Below are 15,114 nucleotides of genomic sequence, written 5' to 3'. Positions count from 1 at the left end.
TTATGTGGTCCATCAAGTAATTGGTGAAATTTTATGCTCTCGTCGTAAGAGCGGCACATCCGGCACGCTGGCCCTATCGGGCGCCGTGTCAGACCCAGCGCGGTTTCAATCGGCGATGCGCTGGCCGATATCCATGCGGTTGCCGTCAGGGTCTTCGAAGACAAAGGCGCGCAACGTCGGTTGCGCTCCGATCGCCGGCCAAAAGCAGCTGGCGTACCTCCTGCAAACGAAGCTGCTTTTGATACTGGAGGGGGCTGAGGCCGGTCATCGCCAGGAAATGGCGATGCAGACTTGCCCGGCTCATGAAAGCAACGGGCGGTCGACAGACCAAACGCTTCTACGACTAATGCAAGCCAGTTTCGACCATCGTTTGCACCATGTCGGCATCACGACGCGGAGGCGCACCAAAAAGGCGCTTGTATTCCCTGCTAAATTGCGAGGTGCTCTTATAGCCGACAGCGAACGACACAGAAGCCGCGTCGGCCTCCTTGGAAACCATGCGACGGCGCGCTTCCTGCAGCCGGATTTGCTTTTGGTATTGCAGCGGACTCAGAGCCGTTACCGCCTTGAAGCGTCGGTGGAACACGGACCCGCTCATACCAGCAACCGCAGCCATGTCCTCAACGCTGAGTTGCTCCGTGTAGTGCTCACGGATCCACGCCATAGCCTGCCGAATATGCGACAATCGGGAGTCGACGCCGGCGATCTGGCGCAACATCTCGGCGTGAGGGCTCAACATCAGCCGAAACATCAGCTCATGCTCCAGGTGCAGCGCCATCACCGGGATTTCCTTTGGGCGCTCGTACATTGCCAGCAGTCTTTGCCAAGCGCCGATCAGCTCGGCATTGGCCATGCTAAAAGCGAAGCCCGGCTGCATCTGCAACTCCGGGGTCTTGGAGAGGTAGAGCACCACGTTCATGATCACGGCTGGATCGAGATCGAGGCTGATCGCCAGGAACGGTTTGTCCGGTGACGCCTCCACGATCTGACCCATCGCAGTGATCTCGGCAGCGACGACCATTGTCTGTCCGGGACCGTATTCGAACACCTGATCGCCGATAATCGTCCGCTTGATTCCTTGCAGCACGATGAACGCCATCGGGTCGTAAACCAAGGCGTTCAGCTCGGTCGGCTCGTTGATCCTGTAGATGCTGAGACGCGACATGCCAAGATGTTTGACACCAGCATGTCTGATGGCCAGAGCGCGGATTTCGTCGAGGTTGTCCATGCCTCATCAGGGGCCAGTTGCCTGAAAAAATCAACCTGCTGGCGGGATCAGGCAATTTTTCAGGACCATCAGGCATGGCGAAAACCCCGTGGCTGACCCAGATTCCTTCACACAATGAAAGGTGCGATCATGCAAAAGCGAAAACTGGGTACCAACGGCCCGGAAGTCTCTGCCATTGGTTACGGCGCGATGGGCTTTCATCTGGCCTACGGCTCTGCCGACGAAGAGGCAGGCTTGGCAACAATCCGTCGTGCCTACGATCTCGGCGTGACGTTCTTCGATACGGCTGAGCTCTATGGCTGGGGTGAAAACGAGAAATTCATCGGCCGCGCCGTCAAAGGCTTCCGCGATGACGTAGTGTTGGCAACCAAATTCGGGTTCACCCGCTCATGGGAAGCTGACAGCCGGCCCGCGCACATTCGCGAAGTGGCCGAGAACAGCCTCCGCTATCTCGGCGTTGACCATATCGATGTGCTCTACCAGCACCGCGTCGATCCCAACGTGCCAATCGAAGATGTCGCCGGTACAGTCAAAGACCTGATTGCCGAGGGCAAGGTCAAGCATTTCGGGTTAAGCGAAGCTGGTCCCCAAACCATCCGCAAGGCCCATGCCGTGCAGGAAGTGGCGATGCTTCAGACCGAATATTCGATCTTCGAGCGCGACGTGGAAGTCCTGTTCCCGGTCACGCGCGAGCTCGGTATCGGCTTCGTCCCCTACTCGCCGCTCGGTCGCGGTTTTCTGACTGGTGCGGTCAAGCCCGCCGCCGAATACGAAGAGAGCGATATGCGCCGGGGCGATCCGCGCTGGCAGCCCGGCAATTTCGAAAAGAACGTCGAAGCCGTTCGCCAGTTGAAAGAACTTGCCACCTCCAAGGACGCCACTGTTTCGCAAGTCGCGCTTGCCTGGCTGCTAGCCCAGGGCAACGACATCGTGCCGATCCCGGGCTCTCGCAAGGCGGAGCGCGTCGCGGAGAACGTCGGTGCTGTCGATCTGGTGCTGACGGCGGAAGACCTGGCCAAGATCAAGGAAATCCTACCGGCAGGCGGTTTTGGCGAGCGCTATGCCAAGGAACACACGCCAACCTGGCTATAAACCCCTTCTGCGGGCTGGGGTGAGTAACCTGAGCGCTATGCGGCGGTCAGACGAACGCGCTCCTCGCGGACTAAATGCTGATTAACAAGCTCCGAAACATCTGCTCCGTTACCTCACATCCCGTTCCCTCGAAAGTAGAAAGGACGTCGTAATGCCGACCCCGATTGAGACAGTAACTGCCTTCTGCGCAGCGTTTTCCAAGGATCACGGCAAGAGTGCCGTCCGCCAATGGTTCACACCGGAAACAGTCCGGGTGAATGAAGGTATTTCGGTCACTACCGGCATCGATGAAGCGATCGCTGCACTCGAAGCGGTGGAAAAGGCGGTGGGGATCAAGGATGCCTATTTCGACATGCTTGCAATTGCAGCTGATGGCAACCGCGTGCTTACCGAACGACTGGATCGGTTCGAGCGCGTCGACGGTAGTGAGATCGGTGCGGCGATGGTGATGGGCATCTTCGAGGTCGATGGCGATCATATCGTAGCGTGGCGTGACTACTACGACGTCAGGAACGCCGAGAAATGGGCGACCAGCTAAATGGCACCGCCCCTGGCTACGCCATCACGTCCGTGACCCTCGTCATTGCGGCGCTGATAATGAGCAGATCCCTCGTTACATAGCTGCGGAAGCATTCTGCCCTCTACACCAGCTCGACTTCCACCACGCCCTGCACCGCGCGCATGGCGGATGCGATTTGTGGCGAGACGCGATACCCGCCTGGCAAAGCGATCTCGACCTCGCCCTGCGCCTCTCCTTTGATCACGATAATACTGACCTGGCTGTCGCCGCGCTGTTTGAGCTGCGATTGAATGATTGACGTTGGCCCCTCGTCTCGCACAAAGACGCGCAGCGCCTTCTGGATGCGGCTGGCCTCGTCCTCCAGCGATTGCACCGAATTGATGCGCAGATTGACGCCTTCGGGCCGGTCTTCGGCCGAAACGGTGATCACCACCGAGCGGCCGGGCTCGAGCAGGTCGCGATACTGCGCCAGCCCCTCGGAAAACAGCACCGCCTCGTACTGGCCCGATGTGTCGGAAAAGGCCACGACCCCCATCTTGTTGCCGGTGCGCGTCTTGCGCTCCTGCTTGGTGGTCACGGTGCCGGCCAGCCTCCCGGCCGCGGCACCGCGTTTGACGGCAGCCGAGAACTCGCCCCAGTTCTGCACCCGCATCTTCTGCAAGGCAGCCTTGTATTCATCGAGCGGATGCGCCGACAGATAGAAGCCGACCACCTGGAATTCACGATGCAGACGGTCGGCGGCAAGCCATGGCTCGGTCACCGGCAGGTTGAGCGCCTGCGACTGTGCGCCGAGCGAAGCGCCAAAGATGTCAGCCTGACCGGAGACGGCGTTCTGCTGCGCCAGCGAGGCCAGCCCCATCATCCGCTCGACACCGGCCATCATCGCGGCGCGGTCGTGGCCGAAGCAGTCAAGCGCGCCGGCGGTGATCAGGCTTTCGAAGACGCGCTTGCCGACGATCTTCGGATCGACCCTTTCGCAGAAATCGGCGAGGTTCTTGAACGGTTTTTCGCCGCGCATGGCGACGATATGCTCGACCGCCGCATCGCCGACGCCCTTGAGCGCCGCCAGCGAATAGAAGATGCGGTTCTCACCGACTTCGAAATTCCGGAACGACGTCATCACCGACGGCGCCGAGACCACGATGCCGAGGCGCAGCGCATCCTGGCGGAAATCGGCAAGCTTGTCGGTGTTGCCCATGTCGAGCGTCATCGACGCGGCCAGGAATTCGACGGGGTAATGCGCCTTCAGAAAGGCGGTCTGGTAGGAAACGACCGCATAGGCGGCGGCGTGTGATTTGTTGAAACCGTAGTCGGCGAACTTGGCCAGCAGATCGAAAATGAAATCGGCTTGCGGCTTGCCGACGCCGCGCTCGACGGCACCGGTGACGAAGCGCTCGCGCTGCTTGTCCATCTCGGCGCGGATCTTCTTGCCCATGGCGCGGCGCAGCAGGTCGGCTTCGCCCAGCGAATAGCCGGACAGTTCCTGCGCGATCTGCATGACCTGTTCCTGGTAGACGATGACGCCTTGCGTCTCCTTCACCAGATGATCGATCTTGGGATGGATCGAGGCCATCTCCTCCTCGCCATGTTTTCTGGCGTTGTAGGTGGGGATGTTCTCCATGGGGCCGGGACGATAGAGCGCGACCAGCGCGATGATGTCCTCGATGCAGTCGGGCCGCATGCCGATCAGCGCCTTGCGCATGCCGGCACTTTCCACCTGGAACACGCCGACCACTTCGCCGCGCGACAGCATGGCGTAGGTGTCGGGATCGTCGAGTGGGATCGTCGCCAGATCGATCTCGATGCCGCGACGGCGGATCAGCTTGACCGCCGTCTCCAGCACCGTCAACGTCTTCAGGCCGAGGAAGTCGAATTTTACCAGCCCTGCCTGCTCGACATATTTCATGTTGAACTGGGTGACCGGCATGTCCGAACGCGGATCGCGGTACATTGGCACCAGTTCGGACAAAGGCCGATCGCCGATGACGATACCGGCGGCGTGCGTCGAGGCGTGGCGGTAGAGCCCCTCCAGCTTCTGCGCCATATCGAGCAAGGTCTGGACGATCGGCTCGCGTTCGGCCTCTTCGGCAAAGCGCGGCTCGTTGGCTATGGCGTCGGCGAGCTTGACCGGATTGGCCGGGTTCTGCGGCACCATCTTGGAGAGCTTGTCGACCTGGCCATAGGGCATCTGCAAAACGCGACCGACGTCGCGCAGCACGGCGCGGGCCTGCAGCGTACCGAAGGTGATGATCTGTCCGACCTGGTCGCGGCCGTATTTCTGCTGGACGTAACGGATGACCTCCTCGCGCCGGTCCTGGCAGAAGTCGATGTCGAAATCGGGCATCGAGACGCGGTCGGGATTGAGGAAGCGCTCGAACAGCAGCGAGAAGCGCAACGGGTCGATGTCGGTGATCGTCGTGGAATAGGCGACCAGCGAACCGGCGCCCGAACCACGGCCCGGCCCGACCGGAATGCCTTGCGCCTTCGCCCATTTGATGAAGTCGGCAACGATGAGGAAGTAGCCGGGAAACTTCATCTTCTCGATGATGCCGAGTTCGAAATCCAGCCGCTCGCGATACTGCTCGACCGTGTAGCCGACGGTGGGGCCATGCGCCGCCAACCGCGCATCGAGCCCTTCATGGGCCTGCCGGCGCAGTTCGTCCGCCTCTGCCTTAAGCGCCAATTCATTGTCGGCGACATCGCCACCGGTAAAGCGCGGCAGGATCGGGTTGCGGTTTTTCGGATAGTAGGAACAGCGCAGTGCGATCTCGACCGTGTTGTCGATCGCTTCCGGCAGGTCGGCGAACAGCCGCGCCATGTCGGCCTGGCTGCGCAGGAAATTGTCTGGCGACAGCCGGCGGCGGTTGTCGGCGGCAACGACCGAACCCTCGGCAATGGCGATCAGCGCGTCATGCGCATCATAGTCGTCACGCGCGAAGAAAAACGCCTCGTTGGTGGCGACCAGCGGCAGGTCGTGGCTGTATGCGAGATCGACCGAGGATTTTTCGATCGCCCGGTCATAGCCGGAAACCCGGTCCAGCTCGACATAGAGCCGGTCGCCGAACAGCGCCTTCAGCGCCAGGAGCCGCGCCTCGGCGAGATCGCGGCGGTCTTCCTTCAAGGCCCGGCCGATGGGGCCGCGCGGCCCGCCGGTAAGGCAGATCAAGCCGTCGGAATGGCCCTGCAGCATCTCGGTGGTCAGATGCACGGGTTCGCCGGGCGGCGTCTCGAGATAGACGCGGCTGACCTGCTTGACCAGATTGGTGTAGCCGGCCTCCGTCGCGGCGAGCAGCACGACGGCGCTCATCTCCGGTCCATGGCGGCGGCGGTCGCGCTGCGCGTCGCTGGTTTCGCCGGAAAAAGCCAGGTCGATCTGGCAGCCGATGATCGGCTGGATGCCGTCCTTCACCGCCTTCTGGGCGAATTCGAGCGCGCCGAACAGATTGTTGGTGTCGGTGACGGCGATCGCCGGGCACTCGTCCTGCACGGCATGGCCGACGATCTTGCCAAGCTGCAAAGCCCCCTCGAGCAGCGAATAGGCCGAATGCACGCGCAGATGGATGAAGGGCCGCGCTGGCGCTTCGGGCCTGGCAGCTCGCGCAATGGCCTCGCGCATCAGCGGATCGCGTGTCGTCTTCTCGTCTGCCACTCGACTTGGCTCTCAATTCTGCCGGCGAATCTGGTTGTCGCCCTAATCTAGGCTCCCGCGCCACCGCCCGCCAGCATTCCCGGTCCCGATATCTGCCGATCCCCGACAAACTGAACGCCGGCGCGAACGGCCGGCAGCGTCCGAGATCGGTCCGTGTGAAGCGCTTCATGGTTGGCGGGCACCGGCACCGGCACACTGCCAATGTGGACGAAATCATCTTTTTGACAGGAGATTTTCATGGCCAACCGTTTTGTCGTCGATCTCAGCGGTCTCAAGCTCTCCAAGGGTATGGATGAGAAGCTGGCGAAGACCATCCAGCACGCCGTGCTGGCGTCGCTCGCCGACACGCACACGCAGCCGGAGCTCGTCTTGCGCTTTCCCCGTGAATGGCTCGGGCTGGTCGCGCATATCGACCAGCATCAGCTGCCCGCGCTCGACAAAGAGATCAACGGAATGCTGCGCTGACACCCATGGTAGTTGCCTCAGATATCAAAAAGGCCTCGGCGGGTTCGAAAATCGCCGAGGCTGGCGAAAAATCCTGTCCGAGCGCTCGCGCCGAACCGGGCGCCTTGCTGATCGGCGTTGTCGGCGCGGACGGCATCGTCCAGCCGATCCCGACGCGCCTGGAGATCGATGCCGAATTCGTCGATCTGGCGAGCAAGGCAGGCGTGCCGGAAGCGCGCTTCCGCTTTGCCGGCCGTTGCGTCGAAGGCAAATGCAAGCAGTGGACCGGCAATTCCTGCGGCGTCATCGAAAAGGTGCTGACCGGCATGGTCGACCAGATGATCGCGCCGGCGGAAAACCTGCCGCGCTGCGCCATCCGCGGCTCATGCCGCTGGTACAGCCAGCGCGGCGCCGATGCCTGCCGCGCCTGTGTCTACGTCGTCACTGACCAGAGCATGCTGGTGGCAGACGTCTGACCGCCAAAAAGATCAGGCGAACTCCATGATCACCGCATCGACGGCAAGGCTGTCGCCCGGCTTGGCATTGAGTTTCGACACGGTCAGGTCGCGATCGGCGCGCAGCACGTTTTCCATCTTCATCGCCTCGACCACGGCCAAAGTCTCGCCGGCCTTGACCTCCTGCCCCTCGGCAACGGCAATCGACACGACCAGGCCCGGCATCGGACAGAGCAGCATTTTCGATGTATCCGGCGGCACTTTTGCCGGCATCAGTCTTTCCAACTCGGCGATGCGCGGCAGCATGGCGCGCGCCGTCACCGACATACCTTTCCAGGCGATGCGCAGCCCGTTCGGCAACGGCCTGATCTGCGCCGCGATCTTGGCGGAACCTACCGTGCCGCGCCAGATGAGGTCACCCGGCCGCCAGTCGGAGGCGACGGTCAGCGCCTTGCCGCCATCGATCGACAGGTCGATCTCCATCGGGATCGAGATCATGCCTTCGAGGATGGCGGCGCTGAGATAGTCTTCGCCGATCTTGACCACCCAGTCGCGTTTCAGCGCTCCGGAATGCGGCGCCAGCCGCCCGCCCAGCCGGTCGAGCCGGTCGCGGCGCAGCAGTTCGACCGCGATGGCGATCGATGCCAGCACCGCCTTTTCTTCATCGTTGGGAACGATCGGTGCAAATCCGTCCGGATATTCCTCCGCAATAAAGCCGGTCGATATCAGCCCTTCCCGCCAGCGCGGATGCTGCATCAGTGCGGACAGGAACGGGATGTTGTGCTCGATGCCGTCGACGACGAAACTGTCCAGCGCCTCCGACATGGCGTCGATGGCCGCGAGCCGCGTCGGCGCCCAGGTGCAGAGCTTAGCCACCATCGGGTCATAAAACATCGAAATCTCCGAGCCTTCGGTGACGCCGGTATCGTTGCGGATGACGACGTCGCCGAACTGTCCTTCCTCCGGCGGCCGGTATCGCGTCAGCCGGCCGATCGAGGGCAGGAAGTTGCGATAGGGATCCTCGGCGTAAAGCCGGCTTTCCACCGCCCAGCCGTTCAATTTCACGTCGCTCTGCTTGATGGCCAGCTTTTCGCCGGCGGCAATGCGGATCATCTGCTCGACAAGATCGATGCCGGTGACGAGTTCCGTCACCGGATGCTCGACCTGCAATCGTGTATTCATTTCAAGGAAATAGAAGTGCTTGTCGGCATCGACGATGAACTCGACGGTGCCAGCGCTCTGGTATTCGACCGCCTTGGCCAGCGCCACCGACTGCTCGCCCATGGCCTTTCTGGACTTGGCGTCGAGGAACGGCGACGGCGCCTCCTCGGCGACCTTCTGGTTGCGGCGCTGGATCGAGCATTCGCGCTCACCGAGATACAGCGTGTTGCCATGCGCATCGGCCAGCACCTGGATCTCGATATGGCGCGGATCGACGACGAATTTTTCGATGAAGACGCGATCGTCGCCGAACGAGCTTTTGGCTTCCGAGCGCGCCCGGTCAAAACCGTCGCGCACCTCCGACTGGCTCCAGGCGATGCGCATGCCCTTGCCGCCGCCGCCGGCCGAAGCCTTGATCATCACGGGATAACCGATCTCGCCGGCGATCTTTTCCGCATGGTCGGCATTCTCGATGACGCCGAGCCAGCCCGGAACCGTCGAAACCTTGGCGGCATTGGCGAATTTCTTCGATTCGATCTTGTCGCCCATCGCCTTGATCGCCTTGGGCCTCGGGCCGATGAAGACGATGCCCTCCGCCTCCAGCGCCTCGCAGAAGGCGGCCCGCTCGGAGAGAAAACCGTAGCCGGGATGTACGGCCTGCGCGCCGGTCTGCTTGCAGGCGGCGATGATCTTTTCCGGCACCAGATAGCTCTGCGCGGCTGGCGAAGGTCCGATATGCACGGCCTCGTCGGCCATCTCGACATGCACGGCATCGCGATCGGCATCGGAATAGACGGCAACGGTGGCGATGCCCATCTTGCGCGCCGTCTTGATGACGCGGCAAGCGATCTCGCCGCGGTTGGCGATCAGGATTTTGGTGAACATGCTGATGTCGTTGCCTCCAGCCGTCTCTTTTATGGCCTGTGCTTGTACGGTCAAGCCGACCATGCAATTCACCACCTTTCAATCGATTTGCGATTCCAATTCGCCGCTGTGGCCCAGTCTTGCCACCAGCTTCCAGTTGATCGCGTCGATAAAACCTGAAAGCTTGGGCTTAAAAATCGCCTTGGGAGGATTTGTCCGATGAAAACCCGCGCCGCAGTTGCAGTCGCCGCCGGAAAGCCGCTGGAGATCATGGAGGTCGACCTCGAAGGTCCGCGCGACGGCGAGGTGCTGGTCGAGATCAAGGCGACCGGCATCTGCCACACCGACGAGTTCACTTTGTCGGGCGCCGATCCCGAAGGTTTGTTTCCGGCGATCCTCGGCCATGAAGGCGCCGGCGTCGTCGTCGATGTCGGCAAAGGCGTCACTTCGGTCAAGAAGGGCGACCACGTCATCCCGCTCTATACGCCGGAATGCCGGCAGTGTCCGTCCTGCCTATCGCGCAAGACCAACCTGTGCACCGCAATCCGCGCCACCCAGGGCCAGGGCCTGATGCCGGACGGCTCGTCGCGCTTCTCGATCGGCAAGGACAAGATCTTTCACTATATGGGCTGCTCGACCTTCTCGAACTTCACCGTGCTGCCCGAGATCGCGCTGGCCAAGGTCAACCCGGACGCCCCCTTCGACAAGATCTGCTACATCGGCTGCGGCGTCACCACCGGCATCGGTGCCGTCATCAACACGGCCAAGGTCGAGCAAGGCGCCACCGCCGTGGTCTTCGGCCTCGGCGGCATCGGCCTCAACGTCATTCAGGGGCTGAAACTTGCCGGCGCCGACATGATCATCGGCGTTGACCTGAACAACGACAAGAAGGCCTGGGGCGAAAAATTCGGCATGACGCATTTCGTCAATCCGAAAGAGATCGACGGCGATGTCGTGCCGCACCTCGTCAACATGACCAAGCGCGGCGCCGACCAGATCGGCGGCGCCGACTACACCTTCGACTGCACGGGCAACACCAAGGTCATGCGCCAAGCGCTGGAAGCGTCGCATCGCGGCTGGGGCAAGTCGGTCGTCATCGGCGTTGCCGGCGCCGGCCAGGAAATCTCGACGCGGCCGTTCCAACTGGTCACCGGCCGCACCTGGATGGGCACCGCCTTCGGCGGCGCACGAGGCCGCACTGACGTGCCGAAAATCGTCGACTGGTACATGGACGGCAAGATCCAGATCGACCCGATGATCACCCATTTGCTGAAGCTCGAGGACATCAACAAGGGCTTCGACCTCATGCATGAGGGCAAGTCGATCCGAAGCGTCGTGGTTTACTGAGGAGAAAGAGCCGCCGACCGAAGGGCCAGCGACTGAAGTTGCACGGGTTCAACAAGGGAGGAAGAAAATGCCGGAAAAACTGCATCCTAAGATCGACAATGGACTGCCGAAGGAGAGCGCAAGCTTTGCCGGCGGCACGCTGGTCTGCGCCTGCACCAGCAAGCCGGTAAAGGTGAAGGTCAAGGGCCAGATCGCCCACAATCATGCCTGCGGCTGCACCAAATGCTGGAAGCCGGCAGGCGCGGTGTTTTCGGTCGTGGCCGTCGCCGGCACCGGCGACGTCACCGTCACCGAGAATGGCGACAAGCTCAAAGTGGTCGATCCGGGCGCGCTGATCCTGCGCCACGCCTGCACTGGCTGCGGCGTCCACATGCACGGCCCGGTCGAGCGCGACCATCCGTTCAAGGGCCTCACCTTCATCCACCCCGAACGCTTCCAGGAAGATGGTTGGTCACCGCCGGGCTTCACAGCTTTCGTCTCGTCGATCATCGAATCCGGTGTCGACCCCAAGCGCATGGACGGCATTCGTGCGCGGTTGAAGGCAATCGGCATCGAGCCCTATGACTGTCTCAATCCAGGCCTGATGGACTACATCGCCACCTGGACGGCGAAGAAGTCAGGCGCGTTGCCGGCCTAAAGACCTGAAAGAAGCGTTCATGGGGCCGGAAATGCGATCCGGCCCCATATTCATTGGAAGCAAAATGCCCGCACCATCAATTCTCGTCGACGCCGACGCCTGCCCTGTCAAAGCCGAGGTCGAAAAAGTCGCCGAGCGTCATGGCGTCGTCGTTACCTACGTTTCCAACGGCGGCTTGCGCCCGTCGCGCGATCCGATGATCCGCAACGTCGTTGTGTCCAAGGGCGCCGACGCCGCCGACGACTGGATCGTCGAGAATGCGAAAGCCAACGACATCGTGGTGACGGCCGACATCCCGCTGGCCGCCCGCACGGTTGCGCTGGGCGCCCATGTGCTGGGTCCCACAGGACGTCCGTTTACGCCGGAAACGATCGGCATGGCGGTGGCGATGCGCGACTTGAAGCAGCATTTGCGCGAAACCGGCGAAAGCAAGGGCTACAATGCCAGCTTCGCGCCGCAGGACCGCTCGCGCTTCCTCGGCGAGCTCGACCGCATCTTGCGGCGTGCCTTGAAATCCGTCACACCGGACTAGCGCCACCCGAGGCTGGGCCATGACGATCGATACGCCGATCAAGAAACCCCTGCACCGACACATGCAGTTCGCGCTGTCGGCCTGCGTGGGTCTAGCGGCACTGGTGATCGCGCTGGTCCTGGGCGCGCCGCCACTCGCCTATTCGATCGGCGCCGATGCGTTCTTCGCTGCCTATATCATTCTCGTCCTCGTCCAGATGCGGCTGTTTACCGGCCACTATCTGAGCAAGAATGCGCGCGAGATCGATCTGCCGGTGATGGGCATCTTTATTGTCACGCTTGGTATTGTCAGTTTCGCCATCGTCTCTTTGTTCCAGCTGATCAATCACAAGAGCGGCACCCTTTCCGTTGACCTCATCTTTGGGCTGCCCGTCTCGTTGTTCCGATTTGTCAGTCAGGAGGACAGCGCTCGTCCGATCGAGATGACTTTTGCGCTGCTATCCATCCCGCTCGGCTGGTTCACCATCCACACCATGGCAGCGCTTCACTATGCGCATGTCTACTGGATGGACGGCGATGCAGTCGATGCCGAAACCAAGAAGAAAGCACCTGTCGGCGGCCTGAAATTCCCTGACGGCAAACCGCCGGAAGGCCTGGATTTCCTCTACTTTGCGACGGTCATCGGCATGACAGCGCAAACCGCCGATACTGACATAACCACCACGCACATGCGTTGCGTTGTGCTCACTCACTCAGTCCTGTCGTTTATCTTCAACACTGTCATCGTCGCTGCCGCCGTCAATTTCGTCGTCAGCCTCGGCAGCCCGTAATAAATCCGTGATTGAGTGAAACATAGCTTTGGCTGGCGACGTATTGGGAGGAGAACGTTGATCGCAGAGGCCGCGCCGAGATCGCGCGGCCGGGAGGCAAAGAACAAAGATGCAAACGGTTGCCAGGAGCCAATCCACGTCAGGGGCGGATGCCGCCCCGCCCAGGGATGAAACGCTGATCTACCGGCAGTCACGCTGGACGCGGCTGACGCATTGGCTGTGGGCGATCTCGCTGTTCTTCATGCTGCTTTCCGGCCTGCAGATCTTCAATGCCCGCCCACAGCTCTATACCGGCAAGCAGTCGGGCTTCGAATACAACAACACCGTCTTCGCCATCGGCGCCGAAAACACCACAACGGGCCCGCGCGGCTACACCGAGATCTTCGGGCACCGCTTCGACACCACCGGCGTGCTTGGCTGGTCGGGGCCGGCGGGCCAGGAGACAGCGCGCGGCTTCCCGTCCTGGGCGACGATCCCGTCCTACTATGACCTCGGCACCGCCCGCGTGGTGCATTTCTTCTTTGCCTGGATACTGACGACGACACTCATCGTCTGGCTGGTCGCCAGCGCGATCAACGGCCATCTGCGCCGCGATCTCGCGCCGCGCCTCGACGATCTCAAGCGGTTGCCGCAAGACATCATCGACCACGCCAAGCTGAAATTCCACCACACGCGCGAATACAACACGCTGCAGAAGATGGCATATGGCGGCGTGCTGTTCGTTCTCTTGCCGCTGATGATCATCACCGGCCTTGCCATGTCGCCGAGCATGAATTCGGTGCTGCCGTTCCTCAACGAAGTGCTGGGCGGCCGGCAGACGGCGCGCACCATCCACTTCACCGCGATGCTGCTGCTGGTCGGCTTCTTCGTGATCCACATCCTGATGATCCTCGCCGCCGGGCCGATCAACGAATTGCGCTCGATCATCACCGGCTGGTACCGCACCGACCCGCCGGCGCATGGCGGCGAAACATCGTCCGAGAGGAGCGCCTGACATGGCAAAATTCCAGATCAGCCGCAGAAAATTCCTGACCTCGGCCAGCCTCGGCGTGTCCGGCATCGTGCTGTCGGGATGCGATGCCTTCGACAGCCAGCTCGGCATGGGCGACGGCCTGCGCAGTTTCCTCGAAAACGCCAACGGCCTGACCTATCGCGCGCAACGGCTGCTCGCCGGCCGCGACGCGCTGGCGCCGGAATTCACCGAAGCCGATATCCGCCAGCCGCAGCGGCCGAACGGTGTCACCGCACCGGACGACGATGTCTACAAGGGCCTGCTCGCCAACAACTTTGCCGACTGGCGCCTCGAAGTGTCGGGCCTTGTCGAAAAGCCGCTGTCGCTGACCCGCGAGCAGCTGCAAAGCATGCCGAGCCGTACGCAGATCACCCGTCACGACTGCGTCGAAGGCTGGAGCTGCATCGCCAAATGGACGGGCACGCCACTGTCGCTGGTGCTCGACCAGGCCGTGGTCAAGCCGCAGGCGCGCTACGTCATGTTCCATTGCCTCGACACGATCGACCGCAGCCTGTCCGGCGACGTCAAATATTACGGCACGATCGACCTGATCGACGCCCGCCATCCGCAGACGATCCTTGCCTATGGGTTGAACGGCAAACCGCTGCCGGTCGAGAACGGCGCGCCGCTGCGTGTACGTGTCGAACGTCAGCTCGGCTACAAGATGCCGAAATACCTCTACAAGATCGAACTGGTCGACGGCTTCGCCGATGTCGGCGGCGGCCGCGGCGGCTATTGGGAAGACAATGGCTACGACTGGTACGGTGGCATCTAGCCAACCATAGAATCATGATCGGCCCGTCATTGGGGCAACGGGCCGATCACACGCCGATTGCAAGTGAGCCCCCGCGGCTCAATATCCGGCGTAAATCCACTGGCAGTTGTTGTAGGAATCGCAGCTGTAGTACCAGTAGCCGTCGCTGCGCGGCTTTTCGCCGGCCGAAGTGGCCATGCTGGCGACCGCGTCGGCCTTTTTGGCGTCAGCGCCCATTTCCTTCGCCATCTTGGCCATCTTGCCGGCATCCATCAGCGTCGGCTTGCCGTCCTTCATCGTGGCGCCTTGTTCGGCCACCGGCCCGGCCTCGGCCAGCATTCTGGCGGCGACGAGCATGGCCTCGCCGTCCTTGTCGGCCTTGGCGATGTTGGCCAGCGCGACCGCGGTTTCCACTTTCGTGCGTGCATCGGCCTGTTTTTCCGGCGTCATTCCACCGGCAAAGGTCAGCGTTGTCGAGCCAAGGCCGGCCGCAAACGCAAGAGCAAGAATATTACGAAGCATGATCACACCCCTGATTGTTGAATGTCCCCGCAAGACAGGAAAGCAGTTTCGAGGCCGAAAGACCCTACCCAAACTGGTAGGGGGCGGCCTCCTTTGGGTGGTCCGCCCGTTTTGGGGAGGTACCTCCC

The 15,114-nt window shown here is 61.8% G+C and carries 15 protein-coding genes and 1 pseudogene; 11 read left to right on the top strand and 5 right to left on the bottom strand.

What is annotated here, in order from left to right:
* Positions 1 to 169: 169 nt before the first annotated feature.
* Together AC1DX6_RS13860 and AC1DX6_RS13855 are read right to left on the bottom strand one after the other, a co-directional pair.
* Positions 170 to 304: pseudogene (locus AC1DX6_RS13860) on the bottom strand (helix-turn-helix domain-containing protein); the annotation flags it as partial.
* A gap of 39 nt (positions 305 to 343) precedes the next feature.
* Positions 344 to 1,228 (bottom strand): AraC family transcriptional regulator, encoded by an 885-nt coding sequence (locus tag AC1DX6_RS13855; RefSeq protein WP_477314190.1) that lies wholly within the window; start codon positions 1,226 to 1,228, stop codon positions 344 to 346.
* A gap of 129 nt (positions 1,229 to 1,357) precedes the next feature.
* Between AC1DX6_RS13855 and AC1DX6_RS13850 the strand changes: the two genes are divergently transcribed.
* Positions 1,358 to 2,320, top strand: coding sequence for an aldo/keto reductase (locus AC1DX6_RS13850; RefSeq protein WP_477314188.1), 963 nt, complete (start codon positions 1,358 to 1,360; stop codon positions 2,318 to 2,320).
* Positions 2,321 to 2,471: 151 nt separating this feature from the next.
* Positions 2,472 to 2,858, top strand: coding sequence for a limonene-1,2-epoxide hydrolase family protein (locus AC1DX6_RS13845; protein ID WP_477314186.1), 387 nt, complete (start codon positions 2,472 to 2,474; stop codon positions 2,856 to 2,858).
* A gap of 103 nt (positions 2,859 to 2,961) precedes the next feature.
* On the opposite strand, the gene dnaE is transcribed toward AC1DX6_RS13845, so the two are convergent.
* Positions 2,962 to 6,456: a DNA polymerase III subunit alpha gene (dnaE, locus tag AC1DX6_RS13840; RefSeq protein WP_477315101.1), complete on the bottom strand. Its 3,495-nt coding sequence runs from the start codon at positions 6,454 to 6,456 to the stop codon at positions 2,962 to 2,964.
* A gap of 270 nt (positions 6,457 to 6,726) precedes the next feature.
* Here dnaE and AC1DX6_RS13835 point away from each other — a divergent pair, with 270 nt between their 5' ends.
* The gene (locus tag AC1DX6_RS13835) at positions 6,727 to 6,954 is read left to right on the top strand and encodes a hypothetical protein (protein ID WP_477314184.1); all 228 of its coding nucleotides are present in this window, start codon (positions 6,727 to 6,729) and stop codon (positions 6,952 to 6,954) included.
* Positions 6,955 to 6,959: 5 nt separating this feature from the next.
* On the top strand, positions 6,960 to 7,409 hold the full coding sequence (locus tag AC1DX6_RS13830; protein WP_477314182.1) for a hypothetical protein: 450 nt from the start codon (positions 6,960 to 6,962) through the stop codon (positions 7,407 to 7,409).
* Between the two features lie 12 nt (positions 7,410 to 7,421).
* On the opposite strand, the gene AC1DX6_RS13825 is transcribed toward AC1DX6_RS13830, so the two are convergent.
* The gene (locus AC1DX6_RS13825; RefSeq protein WP_477314180.1) at positions 7,422 to 9,434 is read right to left on the bottom strand and encodes an acetyl-CoA carboxylase biotin carboxylase subunit; all 2,013 of its coding nucleotides are present in this window, start codon (positions 9,432 to 9,434) and stop codon (positions 7,422 to 7,424) included.
* On the opposite strand from AC1DX6_RS13825, the gene AC1DX6_RS13820 reads away from it, so the two are divergent.
* The 7 genes from AC1DX6_RS13820 (at position 9,433) to AC1DX6_RS13790 (ending at position 14,485) form a co-directional block, all read left to right on the top strand.
* Entirely contained in the window at positions 9,433 to 9,636 is a 204-nt protein-coding gene (locus AC1DX6_RS13820; protein WP_477314178.1) for a hypothetical protein, read from the top strand. The genes AC1DX6_RS13825 and AC1DX6_RS13820 overlap by 2 nt on opposite strands.
* Positions 9,633 to 10,760 (top strand): S-(hydroxymethyl)glutathione dehydrogenase/class III alcohol dehydrogenase, encoded by a 1,128-nt coding sequence (locus AC1DX6_RS13815; RefSeq protein ID WP_477314176.1) that lies wholly within the window; start codon positions 9,633 to 9,635, stop codon positions 10,758 to 10,760. The genes AC1DX6_RS13820 and AC1DX6_RS13815 overlap by 4 nt, the downstream gene beginning before the upstream one ends.
* Positions 10,761 to 10,827: 67 nt before the next feature.
* Positions 10,828 to 11,397 (top strand): S-(hydroxymethyl)glutathione synthase, encoded by a 570-nt coding sequence (gene gfa, locus AC1DX6_RS13810; RefSeq protein WP_477314174.1) that lies wholly within the window; start codon positions 10,828 to 10,830, stop codon positions 11,395 to 11,397.
* A gap of 64 nt (positions 11,398 to 11,461) precedes the next feature.
* Positions 11,462 to 11,929 carry a YaiI/YqxD family protein gene (locus AC1DX6_RS13805; RefSeq protein WP_477314172.1) on the top strand — a complete coding sequence of 156 codons (468 nt, stop codon included), beginning with the start codon at positions 11,462 to 11,464 and terminating at the stop codon, positions 11,927 to 11,929.
* A gap of 19 nt (positions 11,930 to 11,948) precedes the next feature.
* Complete coding sequence (locus tag AC1DX6_RS13800; RefSeq protein ID WP_477314170.1) at positions 11,949 to 12,698, top strand: DUF1345 domain-containing protein; 750 nt, start codon at positions 11,949 to 11,951, stop codon at positions 12,696 to 12,698.
* A gap of 109 nt (positions 12,699 to 12,807) precedes the next feature.
* Positions 12,808 to 13,692, top strand: a complete 885-nt coding sequence (locus AC1DX6_RS13795) for a cytochrome b/b6 domain-containing protein (protein WP_477314168.1) — start codon at positions 12,808 to 12,810, stop codon at positions 13,690 to 13,692.
* Between the two features lies 1 nt (position 13,693).
* A complete protein-coding gene (locus AC1DX6_RS13790) occupies positions 13,694 to 14,485 on the top strand; it encodes a molybdopterin-binding protein (RefSeq protein WP_477314166.1) in 792 nt (263 codons plus the stop codon).
* Positions 14,486 to 14,563: 78 nt separating this feature from the next.
* Here AC1DX6_RS13790 and AC1DX6_RS13785 read toward each other — a convergent pair whose 3' ends face one another.
* Positions 14,564 to 14,986, bottom strand: a complete 423-nt coding sequence (locus tag AC1DX6_RS13785; protein ID WP_477314164.1) for a hypothetical protein — start codon at positions 14,984 to 14,986, stop codon at positions 14,564 to 14,566.
* Between the last annotated feature and the right edge of the window lie 128 nt (positions 14,987 to 15,114).

It is taken from the genome of Mesorhizobium sp. P2_C4, from assembly GCF_056404575.1.
Note: the sequence above shows the minus strand (reverse complement) of the source record. Positions and strands in the feature narration are given on the sequence as shown.

Excerpts from the sequence above, each read along its gene's own strand:
- AC1DX6_RS13785 (WP_477314164.1), bottom strand. The coding sequence starts at position 14,986 with ATGCTTCGTAATATTCTTGCTCTTGCGTTTGCGGCCGGCCTTGGCTCG.
- AC1DX6_RS13825 (WP_477314180.1), bottom strand. The coding sequence starts at position 9,434 with ATGTTCACCAAAATCCTGATCGCCAACCGCGGCGAGATCGCTTGCCGC.
- gfa (WP_477314174.1), top strand. The coding sequence starts at position 10,828 with ATGCCGGAAAAACTGCATCCTAAGATCGACAATGGACTGCCGAAGGAG.
- AC1DX6_RS13820 (WP_477314178.1), top strand. The coding sequence starts at position 9,433 with ATGCTGATGTCGTTGCCTCCAGCCGTCTCTTTTATGGCCTGTGCTTGT.
- dnaE (WP_477315101.1), bottom strand. The coding sequence starts at position 6,456 with ATGCGCGAGGCCATTGCGCGAGCTGCCAGGCCCGAAGCGCCAGCGCGG.
- AC1DX6_RS13795 (WP_477314168.1), top strand. The coding sequence starts at position 12,808 with ATGCAAACGGTTGCCAGGAGCCAATCCACGTCAGGGGCGGATGCCGCC.
- AC1DX6_RS13805 (WP_477314172.1), top strand. The coding sequence starts at position 11,462 with ATGCCCGCACCATCAATTCTCGTCGACGCCGACGCCTGCCCTGTCAAA.
- AC1DX6_RS13850 (WP_477314188.1), top strand. The coding sequence starts at position 1,358 with ATGCAAAAGCGAAAACTGGGTACCAACGGCCCGGAAGTCTCTGCCATT.
- AC1DX6_RS13845 (WP_477314186.1), top strand. The coding sequence starts at position 2,472 with ATGCCGACCCCGATTGAGACAGTAACTGCCTTCTGCGCAGCGTTTTCC.
- AC1DX6_RS13790 (WP_477314166.1), top strand. The coding sequence starts at position 13,694 with ATGGCAAAATTCCAGATCAGCCGCAGAAAATTCCTGACCTCGGCCAGC.
- AC1DX6_RS13855 (WP_477314190.1), bottom strand. The coding sequence starts at position 1,228 with ATGGACAACCTCGACGAAATCCGCGCTCTGGCCATCAGACATGCTGGT.
- AC1DX6_RS13835 (WP_477314184.1), top strand. The coding sequence starts at position 6,727 with ATGGCCAACCGTTTTGTCGTCGATCTCAGCGGTCTCAAGCTCTCCAAG.
- AC1DX6_RS13800 (WP_477314170.1), top strand. The coding sequence starts at position 11,949 with ATGACGATCGATACGCCGATCAAGAAACCCCTGCACCGACACATGCAG.
- AC1DX6_RS13815 (WP_477314176.1), top strand. The coding sequence starts at position 9,633 with ATGAAAACCCGCGCCGCAGTTGCAGTCGCCGCCGGAAAGCCGCTGGAG.
- AC1DX6_RS13830 (WP_477314182.1), top strand. The coding sequence starts at position 6,960 with ATGGTAGTTGCCTCAGATATCAAAAAGGCCTCGGCGGGTTCGAAAATC.